The organism is Ochrobactrum sp. SFR4, from assembly GCF_019730395.1.
GTDB lineage: Bacteria > Pseudomonadota > Alphaproteobacteria > Rhizobiales > Rhizobiaceae > Pseudochrobactrum.
The window spans coordinates 37,058-51,709 of sequence record NZ_JAAPBB010000016.1 but is presented as its reverse complement, the minus strand read 5'-3'; the positions used below and the strand labels follow the sequence as shown (position 1 = coordinate 51,709).

14 protein-coding genes are annotated in these 14,652 nt (G+C 51.6%); 4 read left to right on the top strand and 10 right to left on the bottom strand.

The window, feature by feature from the left end:
* Positions 1 to 46: 46 nt before the first annotated feature.
* The 4 genes from HBA93_RS15570 to HBA93_RS15555 all read right to left on the bottom strand — a co-directional run bounded on the left by HBA93_RS15570 (position 47) and on the right by HBA93_RS15555 (position 2,612).
* Positions 47 to 472 (bottom strand): DUF1178 family protein, encoded by a 426-nt coding sequence (locus tag HBA93_RS15570; RefSeq protein ID WP_121994036.1) that lies wholly within the window; start codon positions 470 to 472, stop codon positions 47 to 49.
* Entirely contained in the window at positions 469 to 1,326 is an 858-nt protein-coding gene (locus HBA93_RS15565; RefSeq protein ID WP_221723846.1) for a carbon-nitrogen hydrolase family protein, read from the bottom strand. Before HBA93_RS15565 ends, HBA93_RS15570 begins: the two co-directional genes overlap by 4 nt.
* 25 nt (positions 1,327 to 1,351) lie before the next feature.
* On the bottom strand, positions 1,352 to 1,615 hold the full coding sequence (gene grxC / locus HBA93_RS15560) for a glutaredoxin 3 (protein ID WP_033316077.1): 264 nt from the start codon (positions 1,613 to 1,615) through the stop codon (positions 1,352 to 1,354).
* A 196-nt stretch (positions 1,616 to 1,811) separates the two neighbouring features.
* The gene (locus HBA93_RS15555; protein WP_221723845.1) at positions 1,812 to 2,612 is read right to left on the bottom strand and encodes a ComF family protein; all 801 of its coding nucleotides are present in this window, start codon (positions 2,610 to 2,612) and stop codon (positions 1,812 to 1,814) included.
* Positions 2,613 to 2,821: 209 nt separating this feature from the next.
* On the opposite strand from HBA93_RS15555, the gene HBA93_RS15550 reads away from it, so the two are divergent.
* Positions 2,822 to 3,697, top strand: a complete 876-nt coding sequence (locus tag HBA93_RS15550; protein ID WP_221723844.1) for a methyltransferase domain-containing protein — start codon at positions 2,822 to 2,824, stop codon at positions 3,695 to 3,697.
* 9 nt (positions 3,698 to 3,706) lie between these two features.
* On the opposite strand, the gene HBA93_RS15545 is transcribed toward HBA93_RS15550, so the two are convergent.
* From HBA93_RS15545 to HBA93_RS15525, 5 genes are all read right to left on the bottom strand, one after another.
* The gene (locus tag HBA93_RS15545) at positions 3,707 to 4,063 is read right to left on the bottom strand and encodes a hypothetical protein (RefSeq protein ID WP_286201973.1); all 357 of its coding nucleotides are present in this window, start codon (positions 4,061 to 4,063) and stop codon (positions 3,707 to 3,709) included.
* Positions 4,064 to 4,185: 122 nt separating this feature from the next.
* Entirely contained in the window at positions 4,186 to 4,596 is a 411-nt protein-coding gene (gene mutT, locus HBA93_RS15540) for an 8-oxo-dGTP diphosphatase MutT (protein WP_121994042.1), read from the bottom strand.
* Positions 4,597 to 4,606: 10 nt separating this feature from the next.
* Complete coding sequence (locus tag HBA93_RS24555) at positions 4,607 to 5,371, bottom strand: GNAT family N-acetyltransferase (RefSeq protein WP_221723843.1); 765 nt, start codon at positions 5,369 to 5,371, stop codon at positions 4,607 to 4,609.
* On the bottom strand, positions 5,368 to 6,609 hold the full coding sequence (argJ, locus tag HBA93_RS15530) for a bifunctional glutamate N-acetyltransferase/amino-acid acetyltransferase ArgJ (protein ID WP_221723842.1): 1,242 nt from the start codon (positions 6,607 to 6,609) through the stop codon (positions 5,368 to 5,370). The genes HBA93_RS24555 and argJ overlap by 4 nt, the downstream gene beginning before the upstream one ends.
* A 299-nt stretch (positions 6,610 to 6,908) precedes the next feature.
* Positions 6,909 to 7,835: a peptidylprolyl isomerase gene (locus HBA93_RS15525; RefSeq protein WP_121994045.1), complete on the bottom strand. Its 927-nt coding sequence runs from the start codon at positions 7,833 to 7,835 to the stop codon at positions 6,909 to 6,911.
* Between the two features lie 394 nt (positions 7,836 to 8,229).
* Here HBA93_RS15525 and secA point away from each other — a divergent pair, with 394 nt between their 5' ends.
* From secA to HBA93_RS15510, 3 genes are all read left to right on the top strand, one after another.
* Positions 8,230 to 10,950, top strand: coding sequence for a preprotein translocase subunit SecA (gene secA, locus HBA93_RS15520; RefSeq protein ID WP_221723841.1), 2,721 nt, complete (start codon positions 8,230 to 8,232; stop codon positions 10,948 to 10,950).
* Positions 10,951 to 11,180: 230 nt separating this feature from the next.
* Positions 11,181 to 12,596: a lipopolysaccharide biosynthesis protein gene (locus HBA93_RS15515; protein WP_286201972.1), complete on the top strand. Its 1,416-nt coding sequence runs from the start codon at positions 11,181 to 11,183 to the stop codon at positions 12,594 to 12,596.
* 3 nt (positions 12,597 to 12,599) lie between these two features.
* Positions 12,600 to 13,721, top strand: coding sequence for a GNAT family N-acetyltransferase (locus HBA93_RS15510; RefSeq protein ID WP_221723840.1), 1,122 nt, complete (start codon positions 12,600 to 12,602; stop codon positions 13,719 to 13,721).
* 3 nt (positions 13,722 to 13,724) lie between these two features.
* Here HBA93_RS15510 and HBA93_RS15505 read toward each other — a convergent pair whose 3' ends face one another.
* Positions 13,725 to 14,582, bottom strand: a complete 858-nt coding sequence (locus HBA93_RS15505; RefSeq protein WP_221723839.1) for an EamA family transporter — start codon at positions 14,580 to 14,582, stop codon at positions 13,725 to 13,727.
* Positions 14,583 to 14,652: the final 70 nt, after the last annotated feature.

The window sequence follows — 14,652 nt, the reverse complement described above, 5'->3', positions numbered from 1 at the left end:
AGGTGAGAGGATTAATTATAGTCCTCAGCCATTGAACCGGCATGGTTCAATTATAATCCTCAGGAAGTACCGGTAACGGCAGAATTTCTACACCATCCTCAACAAGTGATGTGATCTCTTCCTTCGTTGCCTCACCGTAAATACCGCGCTCTTCGGTTTCACCATGGTGAATTTTACGCGCTTCCTCGGCAAAACGGTCGCCGACATAATCGGCATTCTCTTTCACCTTACGGCTGATTTCACGCATCTCATCCAGCAATTTACGCTGGGCTTCACCCATTGTCGCAGCAATTTTCTCTTTGGTGCGACCAGTGGTGACGGACGGTGCCATCAGCGCCTTACTCACATTAGGTGAGTGACAAACAGGGCATTGCACCAGACCGCGTGCGGTCTGGCTGTCGAAATCCTCATTATTACGAAACCAGCCCTCAAATTCATGGGACTGGTCACAGTGCAGAGAAAACCGCATCATACCTTGATCGTTTCACCTTCTGCGATAATGGTCTCAAGTTTGAATTCCCGCGCATTCTTTAAGTTCGGGATTTTATTGCGGGCAGCAGCACTGTCCGCCACATCAATGTCCGCATAGATCACTGCCGGATTGTCATGATCGGCCTCTGCCAGAACCTTACCCCATGGTGAAACAATAATTGTGTGACCATAGGTCTGACGATTGCCGTTATGCAGGCCGCCCTGCGCAGCAGAAATCAGGAAGGCACCATTTTCAATGGCACGCGCCCGCTGCAAGATATGCCAATGTGCCTCACCGGTCTGTTGGGTAAAAGCAGCAGGCGCGGAGATCACATTGGCACCGGCATTAGCCTGCGCCTGAAACAGCTGCGGGAAGCGGATATCGTAGCAGATTGCCAACCCGAGTTTCATAAATGGCAATTCTGCGATCACTGCGCGGTCCCCAGCCGAAATCGTATCGGATTCACGCCAGCTCTCACCATTATCCAGATCCACATCAAACATATGGATCTTGTCATAAGTGGTGATTTTGGAACCATCAGGCGCAAACACAAAAGCGCGGTTAGCGATCAGTCCGCTTTCAAGTTTAATCGGTGTGGAACCGATATGGAGATAAATGCCGTGCCGCTTTGCCAGAACCGAAGCCTCACGCACTACAGGATCATCCTGCTCCGCATGAAGGCTGGCACGGTAAAGCGCACGGTCATTCTGAATAATGCCGGTGTTTTCAGGCGTCTGCACATATTGCGCACCTTGGGCGGCAGCCTCTCCGACCATACGGCTGAGGGCTTCAATATTGGCGGACATATCGCCGTCTGAGCGCATCTGCACTGCTGCAACTTTAACCATCGACATTATTCTCCCCTTTATGTCTTATAGATCAGTCTGCTTTACCGGTTTCCAGCAGAGTAACCAGCTTGCCTGCACGATCCAGCGCATGAAGATCGTCACAACCGCCGACATGTACATCACCGATAAAAATCTGCGGAAATGTTGTACCGCCGGAACGGGTCATCATTTCTTCGCGATATTTCGGATCAACACTCGCATTAAATTCCGTATAGCCAGGCGCGCGTTCATTCAGCAATTGTTTTGCGCGTGCACAGTAACCACAGCCGTCACGGGTATAAATTTCAACATTCATTTCAAAAGTCTCCAGAGTTTCAGCTCTATATAACCATGCCTGCACAATCATCCAAGCATTTGCTGCCAGTTTATTGTCATGCAGAACTTGTCACGGTTAATCGTATTCACTACGCTCGCTCTGTCTTCTTATTTTTACGCATGCCGTTTCCGGAAAACCGGTTCCCGCTTTTCCGCGACATGCTTTAAGAGCATAATTATCTCATCCCGTCAGGCAGCACACGTCCAAAAGTCAGCACATCCACCTCTGCCACTCCTGCTTTCAGCAAAGCACGGCAGGCCGCCTTGACTGTCGCACCGGTGGTATAAACATCATCAACCAGCAGCACAGTATATCCCTGCACCCTGCTTCGCCCTGCCTCCGGCACATGAAAAGCTCCTGCCACATTACGCAATCGCTCAGATTGACTAAGCTCTGCCTGCTGACGTGTATCCTTAATGCGCTGCAATGCAGACGGATCATAGGTCTTGCCGCTGAGATTCGCCAAAACCCGCGCCAGCTCTGCAGCCTGATTATAACGACGCTTCCACAAACGTTTGCGATGCAGCGGCACCGGAATAATCACATCACATCCCTCAAGCAATTCATGCCCCGCCCGCTGCATCCAGCGTGCCATCCATGGGGCGAGATCAAGCCGGTCATAATATTTCAGCGAAATACCGGCATGACGGGCTGCCCCCTCGTGACAGGCAACAGAGCGCAAGTGCCGGAAAGGCGGCGGATCGGCAATCGCCTCGGCAGAGAGAAAATGTGCGCCAAAATCATGAGTAAAGGGCGTGCCCATCACCGGACACAACGGCGCTTCCAGAAAACGCATCTCACTCCAGCATGCTCCGCATAAAGTGCCTGCCTGTGAAACAGCGCTGTCACACCCCTCACAAAGTGCCGGAAAAATCCTGTCCGGCAGAGCTTTCAAACCAGCGCCTGCATAATCCCAAAAGCGTGTCCACCTCCCCCGTCTCACAACAGTTTCATGAGAAAGCGGTAATTCCCCCATTGCATTCGCCCCCGATTGAACGCATTTACATCACCATGCCAGATGCAATACTCCAGTCCAGAGAAATCTCTGGAGCGCATCCCGAAAAGTGGGAGCCGGTTTTCGGAAAAGATGCGCGTAAAAACTAAGAGATAGAGCATTTCCCACTTTTCAAGATAAATTGGAAATGCGCTGCCCAGTGAACGGTGCCTGATATCGGGATACGAAAAATGCCAGCAACAGAAACCACACCAAACACCATTTTTGACAGCGCATTGCTGCAACAACGCCTGAAACGGGCGATGCAGCGCAATGTAAGTGGTGCGGATTTTTTGCTGGAACGCACGGTGCAGGATTTGGAAGACCGCCTTTCAACCGTTGAGCGTCAGTTTTCCCGTGCCGTTATTGTCAATCCTTATACATCGTCTGCTGCTTTATCGTTGCAACAGTCCGGTAAGGCAGAAATGATTGAAAGCATTGACTATCAGTCAAAAGACAGCACGGAATATCTGCCACTTGAGCCACACAGCGAAGATCTGATTATCTCACTGCTGTCATTGCAATTTACCAATGACACCCCGGGACTGATGATGCAGATCAAACAAGCGCTGAAGCCTGACGGATTGTTTCTCGGTTGCATGGCAGGGGCAGGCACACTCGGGGAGCTTCGTGAATCACTATTGCAGGCCGAGTCTGAACTGACCGGCGGCGTCAGCCCGCGTGTCGCACCTTTTGCCGATGTACGTGATGGCGGTGCCCTGTTGCAGCGTGCCGGTTTTGCACTGCCGGTAACGGATATTGAGACTGTCACAGTGCGCTATGACAATATGTTTGCGCTGATGGCCGATATCCGCGCCATGGGCATGGCCAATATTCTCACCGGCCGTTCGCGCAAACCGGTTAGCCGTCGTCTGTTCATGCGGGCTGCGGAGATTTATGCCGAGCGTTTCAGCGATCCCGACGGACGCATCCGTGCGACGTTCTCATTCATCTGGATGTCCGGCTGGGCACCCCATGCCTCACAACAACAGCCGTTGAAACCGGGTTCGGCCAAGGCTTCACTGGCTGAAGCCCTGCTCGCTACGGAAAAAGAACCTAAAAAATAACAAGAAAGATCAGCAGTCGCCCTGCTGGGAGCCGTCACGGGCAATCACGCAAACTGCTTCCGGTGAGGATTGCAGCAGGCTTTTGCGCTCAATATAGGCTTTGTCAGTATTGCCGCGCTGAATAGAACCGGTGGACATCATATCCACACCGGCAGGAAACAGCGATTGTGCGGTTTGCTTATTAGCTTTCTGGCTCAGTACCGGCACGATGACCAGCGTCAATGCGAGAATTGCAGATCCGAACAGCAAAATGCAGCGGACAAATCCACTCTGGGCAACAGGCATAAAACCTGATTTTGTCTCTTCATCATCTTTAAAAAAGTCTGTCAGAAATTCTGACTGATACTGACTGCGATTGCTGTTCATCGTCATACTCCGGCGCGATGATCCCACCATGCGGCATGTCAGTGAATCATCCCTTAACAAAATCGTAAAAACCTATCTTACGATTAAAAATAGCCGGCAATTATCAAGGATGTGCGGGAAGATTACAGGAGATCCATCAGGAAAGGGATCAGCGGCTCATCGGCAGGCGGCATCGGATAGGAGCGCAGGTCTTTAGGTTTGACCCATTTCAGCGCCTGTCCTTCCATCGAACGGGCGATACCCTCATAACGCCGGCAGATATAAAGCGGCATCAGCAGATGAAATTTATCATATGTATAACTGGCAAAAGTCAGCGGTGCGAGGCAGGCATGTTTGGTGGTGATACCCAGTTCTTCCTGCAATTCACGGATCAGCGCATCTTCCGGCGTCTCACCGCTCTCAACCTTACCACCCGGAAACTCCCAAAGGCCGGCCAGATTTTTGCCCTCAGGGCGTTGTGCCAGCAAAATACGGCCATCCGTATCAATCAGCGCACAGGCTGCCACCAGCACAATCTTTTTGCCCTCAGTCATCAAATACTACCTATCTGCAATAATAAATATAATCATAGACAGTGGTGAAGCCTAAACCCTGATACAAAGCACGTGCTGCTGCATTCGCGCTTTCCACCTGCAACCAGAAACAATGATCGCCGCGGGATAAGGCCTGCGCCATCTCATTCAGAACCAGTGCTTTTGCAAAACCACGCCGCCTGAACGCCTCACCAATACACAAATCCAGCAGACCGGTATAGCCGTTCTCACTCACACAGAGCAAAGTTGCTGCAGGCTCGGTACCGGCAAAACCGGCGATGACATATTTCTGCGGTTTGATTGAACGCAGAACTTCCGCCAATCCTTCGACTTGCGGCTCAGGGCGATCGTGAAACGCACCGGATATCCGGCTATAGCCGATCTCCTGCCCGTCACGAAACTGCACAAGCCGCAGCGGCAAGCGCGGCTGCGGCGTTTTCAACGCTGCGTTATCACGCAGATCACAGGCCATAACCGATGATCCGCCCGTGGCCGTATAGCCGCGCGCAGTCAGATAATCTGCCAACGAAGGTGGTGCCAGCGGCGTCAGCCGGAAAACCGGCTGTTTGCCCTGCGCGGTAAACAGCGCTTCACAGGCCTCGACCCGCTGCGCCAGATCCGTATCATCGGACGGATTAAGCAGATTGACGGAGTTACCGCGTTTCGACGGATAATAGGGGGTTAGTTGAACAGCCCAATCCCCCAAATGCGTGACCTGTGCCGCAGGCCATGCATGGAAACCAAGCTCTTCAAACTGACGAATTTCAGATATCACGACCGGTAATCACCGTTAATGGCCACATATTCCTTGGTCAGATCGCAAGTCCAGACCGTGGCTGTGCCCTCGCCCATACCAAGCTCAACCGTGATGAGAATATCCTCACCCTTCATATAGGCAGAAGCCGCAGCTTCCGAATAATCAGGATCGCGTTCACCATCGACCGCCACACGAATATTACCAAAGCTGATGGCCAGACGATCACGGTCAGCCGGTTCACCCGCCTTACCAACAGCCATCACCACGCGCCCCCAATTGGCATCTTCACCGGCAGCTGCTGTCTTCACCAGTGGTGAATTGGCAATCGACAGACCAATGCGCTTGGCAGAGACATCAGACACCGCACCTTTCACAGTGATTTCCAGCATTTTGCGCGCACCTTCACCATCGCGCACAACCTGCAAAGCCAGATTTTTTAGAATCTTACGCAAAGCACGGTCAAATTCTGCCAGACGATCATTATCGGATGATGTTACAGCAACCGCACCGCGCTCAGCGGCTGTACCGGTTGCAAACAGCATCAGCGTGTCAGAAGTAGAAGTATCGCTGTCCACAGTCACCGCATTGAAGCTGGAATCCACCGCTTTGGACAACAGTCCCTGCAAGACGTCAGAGGCAATCGGCGCATCCGTCACCACAAAAGACAACATGGTCGCCATATCCGGTGCAATCATTCCTGCACCTTTGGCAATACCGTTAATCGTCACCGGCACGCCGCCAAGCAACACAGTTTCCGTTGCCACTTTCGGATAGGTATCTGTGGTCATGATCGCTTTGGCAGCTTCCAGCCAGCCATTATTATCGGCGCGCACATTCATATCGCCAAACAGATGCGCAAATTTACCGGCATCCAGCGGCTCACCGATCACACCGGTTGAAGCGAGAAAGATTTCATGCGCTTCACAACCCAGCGCTTCACAAGCGGCCTTGGCTGTGGCTGTCGTCGTTTCACGACCTTTTTTACCGGTAAAAGCATTGGCATTGCCGGAATTTACAATCACAGCTTTGGCAGTACCGTGTTTCAGGCTCTCGCGGCAAAAATCCACCGGCGCAGACGGGCATTTGGAGCGGGTGAAAACACCGGCAACAGAAGCAGGTTTATCAAAAACCATCATCAGCACGTCTGTTCGGTTTTTATATTTAATCCCCGCTTCGGCTGTTGCCATTCGCACACCGGTAATCACCGGCATGGCAGGATAATGTTTTGGTGCAAGCGGAGAAACAGAAGAAGACATGCGTGCCTCAAGAATAAGAGCATTACCGGCAAAACCTGAAAATAGCTTTGCGTCAGGGTCATGCGGCTAAATACCAATGAATTTTAACCGGAAACAAAACAGCTCGTATCTTATGTGCCATTCAGATGCTGTCAGCACATCAAATCACCCGCCATTTTACCTCAGGTTGAGGCCAATAAATGACGGATAGGCATAAAATGCAATCACCTGCCCGAAATAATCAGGGCAGGTGATCATTTTTATCAAAATTTGCTTTCAACTTGCCAGATTGGTAATCGCATCAAAGCAAAATGTAAATTTTATTGAGCGGTTTTTGCGGCTGCATCCTGGGCGTCAGCCGCTTCTTTCATCGCTTTGGCAACAGCTTCGTCTTCATAGGTGATTTTCGAACCGTCACGCAGCTTCTTGACCATTTCGATATATTTTTCACGAATGACGATCGAACGAACCTGATCCTTCACTTCATCAAATGCAGGTGGCTGCTGCTGGCGCTTATCTTCCAGCTTGATGATGTGATAGCCGAACTGCGACTTCACAGGCTCTTTGGTGTAACTGCCGACTTCCAGTGCAAAGGCAGCTTTTTCAAACTCAGGCACCATCATGCCTTCGCCGAAATAGCCCAGATCACCGCCCTGTGCGGCAGAACCGTCCGTTGAGCTTTCTTTTGCCAGATCTTCAAACTTAGCGCCGCCTTCAAGCTTCTTGATGATCGCTTTGGCTTCGTCTTCAGTTTTTACGAGAATATGGCGCGCACGGACTTCGTTCTTCGCAGGCATTGCCGCGATTTCCTTGTCATAACGGGCGCGCACATCTGCATCGCTGATCTTGTCTACGATTGCAGTCTGGAAATATTCATTATGCAGCGCGCGGTCTTTCAGAAACTCGATGCGCTGTTTGAAATCAGCACTGTCGTCAAGTTTTTCAGTTTTCGCAGCAGCAGCCAGTACCTTAATATCAACGAGTGCCGCCAATGCAGCGAGACGACGCTGATCGTCCGGCAGACGGGAGAACTGCGGATCCAGATCGCTCGAAGCCTGATCAACTTCGCCCTGTGTCAGCTTAACGCCGTTAACAGTGGCAAGCACTTTGTTCGGATCGGCTTTTTCAGCCGGTTTTGCTGCAGTTTCGGTTTTTGCAGCGGCATCCTGTGCATAGGCAGAGCCTGTAGCAGTGGTCAAAAGCAGACCGGCTGCCAGTTGAATCAGGACTTTACGGGTACGGGTCATCAGTGATTTCTCCTTCGGGGACGAAGTACCGTCCCAAGAATAAGGCAGAATTTTGCTGCTTCGCTCTCATATCGGGTAAAGCAGAATAGTTTTTAGGCGATATGGCAATTTTCTGCACAATATATATATTTTAGCAGTAATAGTCCCTTTTGTTATGCGCATATAATCGCATTGCTCAGGATTATGACTGTTGTCAAATCATTGACATCGCCGCACTCCCCTCTTATCTGTCCATCGGCTTTGCGTCCAGAGAGCTGCCAGAGAGAAATTGCGCGAAATGTCTTTTCGACAGCGTGTTTTCTTGCCATAAGTCTCGCATAAACAAATAAAGCCGATGACAGAGCGCCGCTCAGGCGGCGACACACTTGGCTGAAGATTTAAGAAAGGACCAGCGATGGTCAGCTTTGGCGGTCTCGCCCGTATGATTTTCGGCTCATCCAATGAGCGTCGCATCAAAGGCCTTCGTCCTCGCGCAACAGAAATTACTGCGCTTGAGAAACAATATGAAGGCTTAAGCGATGCTGAGCTTCAGGCTAAGACCGATGAATTCCGTGCCCAGCTTAGCAGCGGCAAAACACTGGATGACATTCTGCCTCATGCTTTCGCCACTGTGCGTGAAGCGGCAAAACGTACACTTGGTATGCGCCCGTTTGATGTACAGCTGATCGGCGGCATGGTGCTGCATGACCGCTCCATCGCGGAAATGCGCACCGGTGAAGGTAAAACCCTGATGGCAACCCTGCCGGTTTACCTCAATGCGCTTGAAGGCAAAGGCGTGCATGTCGTGACAGTCAACGACTATCTCGCCACCCGCGATGCGCAGACCATGGGCGTGCTTTACAACTTCCTTGGTCTGACTGTCGGTGTGATTGCCCATGGCCTTGATGACGATCAGCGCCGTGAAGCCTATGCCTGCGATATTACCTACGCAACCAATAACGAACTCGGCTTCGATTATCTGCGTGACAATATGAAATATGAACGCGCCCAGATGGTGCAGCGCGAACATAACTACGCCATCGTCGACGAAGTTGATTCGATCCTGATCGACGAAGCCCGTACACCGCTGATTATTTCAGGCCCGTTGGAAGACCGCTCGGACTTCTATTCGCTGATCGACACTTTCATTCCGCAACTTGAAGCGGAAGATTACGAAGTTGACGAAAAGCAGAAAACCGCGATCTTCACTGAAGTCGGCACAGAAAAGATCGAAAGACTGCTCGAAGCCGCAGGCCATCTGAAAGGTGAAAGCCTTTACGACATCGAGAATGTGGCGGTTGTTCACCACCTCAACAACGCATTGCGCGCGCATAAGCTGTTCCAGCTCGACAAAGACTATATCGTCCGCAATGATGAACTGGTTATCATCGACGAATTTACCGGCCGTATGATGCCGGGTCGCCGTTATTCCGAAGGCCTGCATCAAGCGCTGGAAGCCAAAGAAAAAGTAACAATCCAGCCGGAAAACCAGACACTGGCTTCGATCACCTTCCAGAATTATTTCCGTATGTATAAAAAACTGGCCGGCATGACCGGTACAGCAGCAACGGAAGCGGAAGAATTCGGCAATATTTACGGCCTTGATGTTGCAATCATCCCGACCAATCTGCCGGTTGCCCGTATTGATGCTGATGATGAAGTTTACCGCACAGTTGATGAAAAATACAAAGCGATCATCCGCGATATTCGTGAATCACACGAAAAGGGCCAGCCGGTTCTGGTGGGTACAACTTCCATCGAAAAATCCGAACTTCTGGCTGAGCGTCTCAAAAAAGACGGCGTGACAAATATTCAGGTTCTGAATGCCCGTTATCACGAGCAGGAAGCCTATATTGTTGCACAGGCCGGTGTTCCGGGCGCAATTACCATTGCGACCAATATGGCCGGTCGCGGTACCGATATTCAGCTCGGCGGCAATCTGGAAATGCGTACCAAGGTGGAGCTGGCAGATGTGCCTGCCGGTCCTGAGCGCGATGCCAAAATTCAGGAAATCAAAGCGGATATCGCCCGGAAGAAAGAACAGGCACTGGCTGCCGGTGGTCTTTATGTTCTGGCGACAGAGCGTCACGAAAGCCGTCGTATCGATAACCAGCTGCGTGGCCGTTCCGGTCGTCAGGGTGATCCGGGCAAGTCGAAATTCTTCCTGTCCCTGCAGGATGATCTGATGCGCATTTTCGGCTCTGATCGTATGGACAGCATGCTGCAGAAGCTCGGTCTCAAAGAAGACGAAGCCATTGTGCATCCGTGGATCAACAAAGCGCTGGAAAAGGCTCAGAAAAAGGTCGAAGCCCGCAACTTTGAAATCCGTAAAAACCTGCTCAAATATGATGATGTGATGAACGATCAGCGTAAGGTGATCTTCGAACAGCGTCTGGAAATGATGGATGCAGAAGATCTGACCGAAACGGTCGATGAAATGCGCCATGAAGTGATCGAGGATATGGTGCGTGCCCATGTTCCTGAAAACGCCTATGCTGAACAGTGGAAAGTTCCGGAGCTCAAAGAAGAGGTCATCAAAGTCCTCAATCTTGACCTGCCGATCGACGTCTGGGCTGCCGAAGAAGGCATTGCCGAAGAGCAGATCGAAGAGCGCATCAAGGAAGCTGCTGACAAAGCCGCTGCTGACCGTGCAGAGCGCTTCGGCCCGCAGATCATGGCCTATGTGCAGAAGTCTGTTATTCTGCAATCGCTCGACAATCTGTGGCGTGAACATCTGGTCAATCTTGACCATCTGCGCTCCGTTGTCGGCTTCCGCGGCTATGCCCAGCGCGATCCGCTGAACGAATATAAGACCGAAGGTTTTGAACTGTTTCAGGCCATGCTGTCGAACCTGCGCGAAGTTGTGACATCACAGCTGATGCGTGTGGAAATCATGCGTGAAGAACCGCAACCGGAACTGCCGGAAATGCACGGTCACCATATTGACGGCACCACCGGTGAAGATGATTTCGGCGAAGGTTCTGAAGGCCCGCGTCTGGCAGACAGCGACCGTTTTGTTGATCCGGCAGACCGTGATCCGGCTGATCCTTCGACATGGGGTCGTGTTTCCCGTAACGAAGCCTGCCCTTGCGGCTCCGGCAAGAAATTCAAACATTGCCACGGCGCTTTTGTTTAAACGATAAAGCATTTCCGGCAAAAACGTGAAGCGCCGTCGCGGGGAAATCAGTTCGCTGGACTGATTTCTTTTCCCGCTGGGATGCGAAGGATAATGCGTAAGAACTATAAACTGATAATGCACACCGCCTGTCTTCGCAGGCGGTGTTTTATTTTGCGCTCTATAGGGGCAGATTTATAAACTTATCTGTGCCAGAACAGTGATAATCAGATCAGTATTAAGAGTAGAACTTGCCTGCAAAATTTCAGATCACGTCACTGGCTGAAAGATTCCTGCCTGTAAAACGGGCAGAACAATTGCGCCCTTTTTTGCTGCGGGCAGACGGTTTGTTCTCCGGTGAGGATGAACAGGCTCAGGCCAAACGCTCATCCCTGATTGCATTTGCAATTCGTATTGCCGGTGCGGCTCTGGCACTGCTCAGTCAGGTTGTGCTTGCCCGTCTGATGGGCAGTTTTGAATTCGGTATTTATGTCCTTGTCTGGACAGTTACACTTATTCTCGGTGACCTCGCCTGTTTCGGATTCCATACCACGATTATCCGCTATGTTCCGCAATATCTGCAAAAAAATCAGACAGATGATGCACGCGGTATTTTGCGCACCGGTCCCGTTTTCGCACTGATCAGTGCAAGCATCATTACCCTGATTTCGATTGTCTTGCTCAATAGTCTGAGCGCGCAATTTGCGCCCTATTACTGGCCTGCTTTCATCATCGGCATTCTTTGTATTCCGGCTATTGCGCTTGGCAATATTTATGACGGCACAGCACGCTCACAGGGCTGGATTCTGGCAGCACTCAGCCCCGGCTATATTCTCCGCCCGCTGATGATGCTGCTGATCTTCATCTTGCTGCTTCTGGCAGGATGGCAGCCGCAGGCCACCACAGCACTTATCGCAGCCTTTTCCGGAACAGCGCTAACCGTTATCAGCCAGCAAGTATTTTTGCGCAAACGCATTGCAACGGTTCTGCCTAATGGTGCAGGATCCTATCATTTACGGGAATGGATACGGGTATCCCTGCCGATATTCCTCATTGAAGGCTTCTTCTTCCTGCTCATCAATATTGATGTGCTGATGGTTGGCCGCATGATGGAGCCGGATAGTGTTGCACTGTATTTTGCGGTCACCAAAGTGCTGGCACTGGCACATTTCGTCTATTTTGCCGTCAAATCCAGTGTGGCGCAGCGCTATTCCCAGCTACTGCATAGTGGTGACAGACTGGCCTTCAACGATTTCGCCCGTAACTCCGCCCGCTGGACATTCTGGCCGTCTCTAGTACTCGGCATTCTGCTGCTGGCCGCTGGCTGGCCTTTATTGGCATTGTTCGGTCACGAATTTACCAAAGGCTATCCGCTGCTGTTCATTCTGATTTTCGGGGTGATTGCGCGTGCCAGTGTCGGTCCTTGTGAAAGCCTGCTCTCCATGTCCGGTAATCAGAATATCTGCGCCCTGCTCTATGCATTGGCACTGATCGTCAATATCGCGCTGAACATTACCCTGATCCCGCTTCTGGGCTTGAGCGGCGCGGCCATTGCCACGGTCTGCGCAATGGCCACAGAAGCAGCCACCCTCTCCTTCGTGGTTTATAAACGTCTGGGTATCACAATGTTTGTGTTTGCCCCTTCAGCCCGCCATGCCGGAGATTAAAACATGATGCAAATCTTGCGGAAAGCTGAAGCTCTCGAGCAACTGAAAAATTTGCAGACCCCTCCTGCTGCAGAAGCTAATATATTCAATCATCCGGATTTTTTGCGCCCGGCATTTACGCATTTCGCATCCGACGATTGCGCACTGCTCCTTACCGATGATCCTGAAACCGCATTTCTGATGCCCTTTCAGGTTTCCCGCGCCGGTCTTGGTTTTAAGAAATCTCTTTGCAGCTGGAGCAATATCTATGCCACGCAAGGCACGCCGTTAATCACTCCGGGTGCCCTGACACAAACTCTGGAAACAGCGCTGGCTATATTGCAGCAACCGGAGCGCGGATTGCCGCATACGCTCATTCTGCCGGATATCAATCTCGAAGCAGCTTTTGCAATAGCACTCAAAGATTTAGCACAGCGCAAAAATCTGCCATTGCATATCATGCGACAGGAAGAGCGTCCCGTTTTGTGTAATGGCAATGATGCAGAAACCTATCTGACGAATGCAATCGGCAAAAATCATCGCCGTGAATATCGCCGCCTGTGGCGCAGACTGTCCGAGACCGGCAGTCTGGTATACGATATCATTGCGGACAAAACGGCGATCAAAGATGCATTCAATGACTTTCTGACACTGGAAGCCGCAGGCTGGAAAGGTACACGCGGCACAGCTTTTCTAAGCAAACAGACAGATGCGGATTTTGCCCGTGAAACTGTCAGCGCCTTGGCCGAGCATGATCTGGTACGCATTCACACCCTGACACTGGATGACAAGCTCATTGCCAGCCTTGTGGTCTTTGTGCAGGCGGATCAGGCATGGACGTGGAAAACCGCCTATGACGAAAACCTGAAGGCCTACTCCCCCGGTGTGCTGCTGATGATTGAAGTACTGAAAAACCATCTGGAAAATCCGGCATTGCGCATCACCGATTCCTGCGCCATTCCCGATCATCCGGTTATGTCGCGCCTGTTTCACGAACGTGAAAATTTCGGCACAATTATTCTTGGCCTGAACGCCCAAAGCCAGCAGAGCGTTAATAAAATAGCCCGCCAGCTCAACCGCTATGACCGCCTGCGCTCAGCATTACGCCACATCAAATCCCGCCTGCAAAAACGGCTGAAACGCTAAGCGTCAGACTTTACGTACCTGTACACGCTGCCCGAGCCAGACGCTGAACAACACAATCGCCATACCGGTGATTTGTAACAAGTTCAGTTGCTGGTTCAGCAATACCCAGCCGAGGATCACAGCTGTCAGCGGGCTTAAAAAACCAAGTGATGCGGCAACCGACGATTCCAACCGCGCCAATCCGCGGAACCACAGAAGATAGGTGACAGCGCCACCGATCAGGCCGAGATAAATCAACCCCAGCCAGTTTGTCAGTGTCAGTACCGGCAAAGCCGGTTCCAGCGACAAGGCCACCGGTACCAGCAACAAACCACCGGCCGTCAGCTGCCATGCGGTAAAGGTGAGCGGAGAGACCGGCGGCTGCCAGTAGCGGCTCAGAACAGTACCCGCAGCCATCGAAAATGCACCGGCCAGCGCCGCAATGATCCCTGTCTGATCCAGAGCACTGTCTGGCTTCAGCACCAGCAATGCCACACCGACAATCCCCGCCAGAGCAGCAGCAACCGCAACAATGCGCAATCTCGTTCCTAGCACCATTCGCGCCAGAAACACGACAATCAGTGGCTGCACAGCCCCCACTGTGGCTGCAACACCACCGGGCAAGCGATAGGCCGCGACAAATAACATTGCCCAGAAGAATGAAAAATTCAGCGCACCAAGGATAAACACACGCAGCCACCAGATACCCTGCGGCAATTGCCGGACGAGCAACAAGAGCAGGAGCCCTGCAGGCAGAGCACGCAACATCGCAACTGTCATAGGATAACCGGCAGGCAGCATTTGCGTGGTGACAATATAGGTACTGCCCCAGATCGCCGGTGCCAATGCTGTCAGCAGCAGATCCGTGCGTGTCGATGTCATATATAGTCTCCGTAAGTTCTCATATGCCGGTACAGTGCACCATAATTACAATTCTCAGAGATGATAATCT

Coding starts and splice junctions, on each gene's coding strand:
- HBA93_RS15525 (WP_121994045.1), bottom strand. CDS start 7,835: ATGACCCGTACCCGTAAAGTCCTGATTCAACTGGCAGCCGGTCTGCTT.
- HBA93_RS15510 (WP_221723840.1), top strand. CDS start 12,600: ATGATGCAAATCTTGCGGAAAGCTGAAGCTCTCGAGCAACTGAAAAAT.
- HBA93_RS15550 (WP_221723844.1), top strand. CDS start 2,822: ATGCCAGCAACAGAAACCACACCAAACACCATTTTTGACAGCGCATTG.
- HBA93_RS15565 (WP_221723846.1), bottom strand. CDS start 1,326: ATGTCGATGGTTAAAGTTGCAGCAGTGCAGATGCGCTCAGACGGCGAT.
- HBA93_RS15545 (WP_286201973.1), bottom strand. CDS start 4,063: ATGAACAGCAATCGCAGTCAGTATCAGTCAGAATTTCTGACAGACTTT.
- HBA93_RS15505 (WP_221723839.1), bottom strand. CDS start 14,582: ATGACATCGACACGCACGGATCTGCTGCTGACAGCATTGGCACCGGCG.
- HBA93_RS15555 (WP_221723845.1), bottom strand. CDS start 2,612: ATGGGGGAATTACCGCTTTCTCATGAAACTGTTGTGAGACGGGGGAGG.
- HBA93_RS15570 (WP_121994036.1), bottom strand. CDS start 472: ATGATGCGGTTTTCTCTGCACTGTGACCAGTCCCATGAATTTGAGGGC.
- secA (WP_221723841.1), top strand. CDS start 8,230: ATGGTCAGCTTTGGCGGTCTCGCCCGTATGATTTTCGGCTCATCCAAT.
- grxC (WP_033316077.1), bottom strand. CDS start 1,615: ATGAATGTTGAAATTTATACCCGTGACGGCTGTGGTTACTGTGCACGC.
- argJ (WP_221723842.1), bottom strand. CDS start 6,609: ATGTCTTCTTCTGTTTCTCCGCTTGCACCAAAACATTATCCTGCCATG.
- mutT (WP_121994042.1), bottom strand. CDS start 4,596: ATGACTGAGGGCAAAAAGATTGTGCTGGTGGCAGCCTGTGCGCTGATT.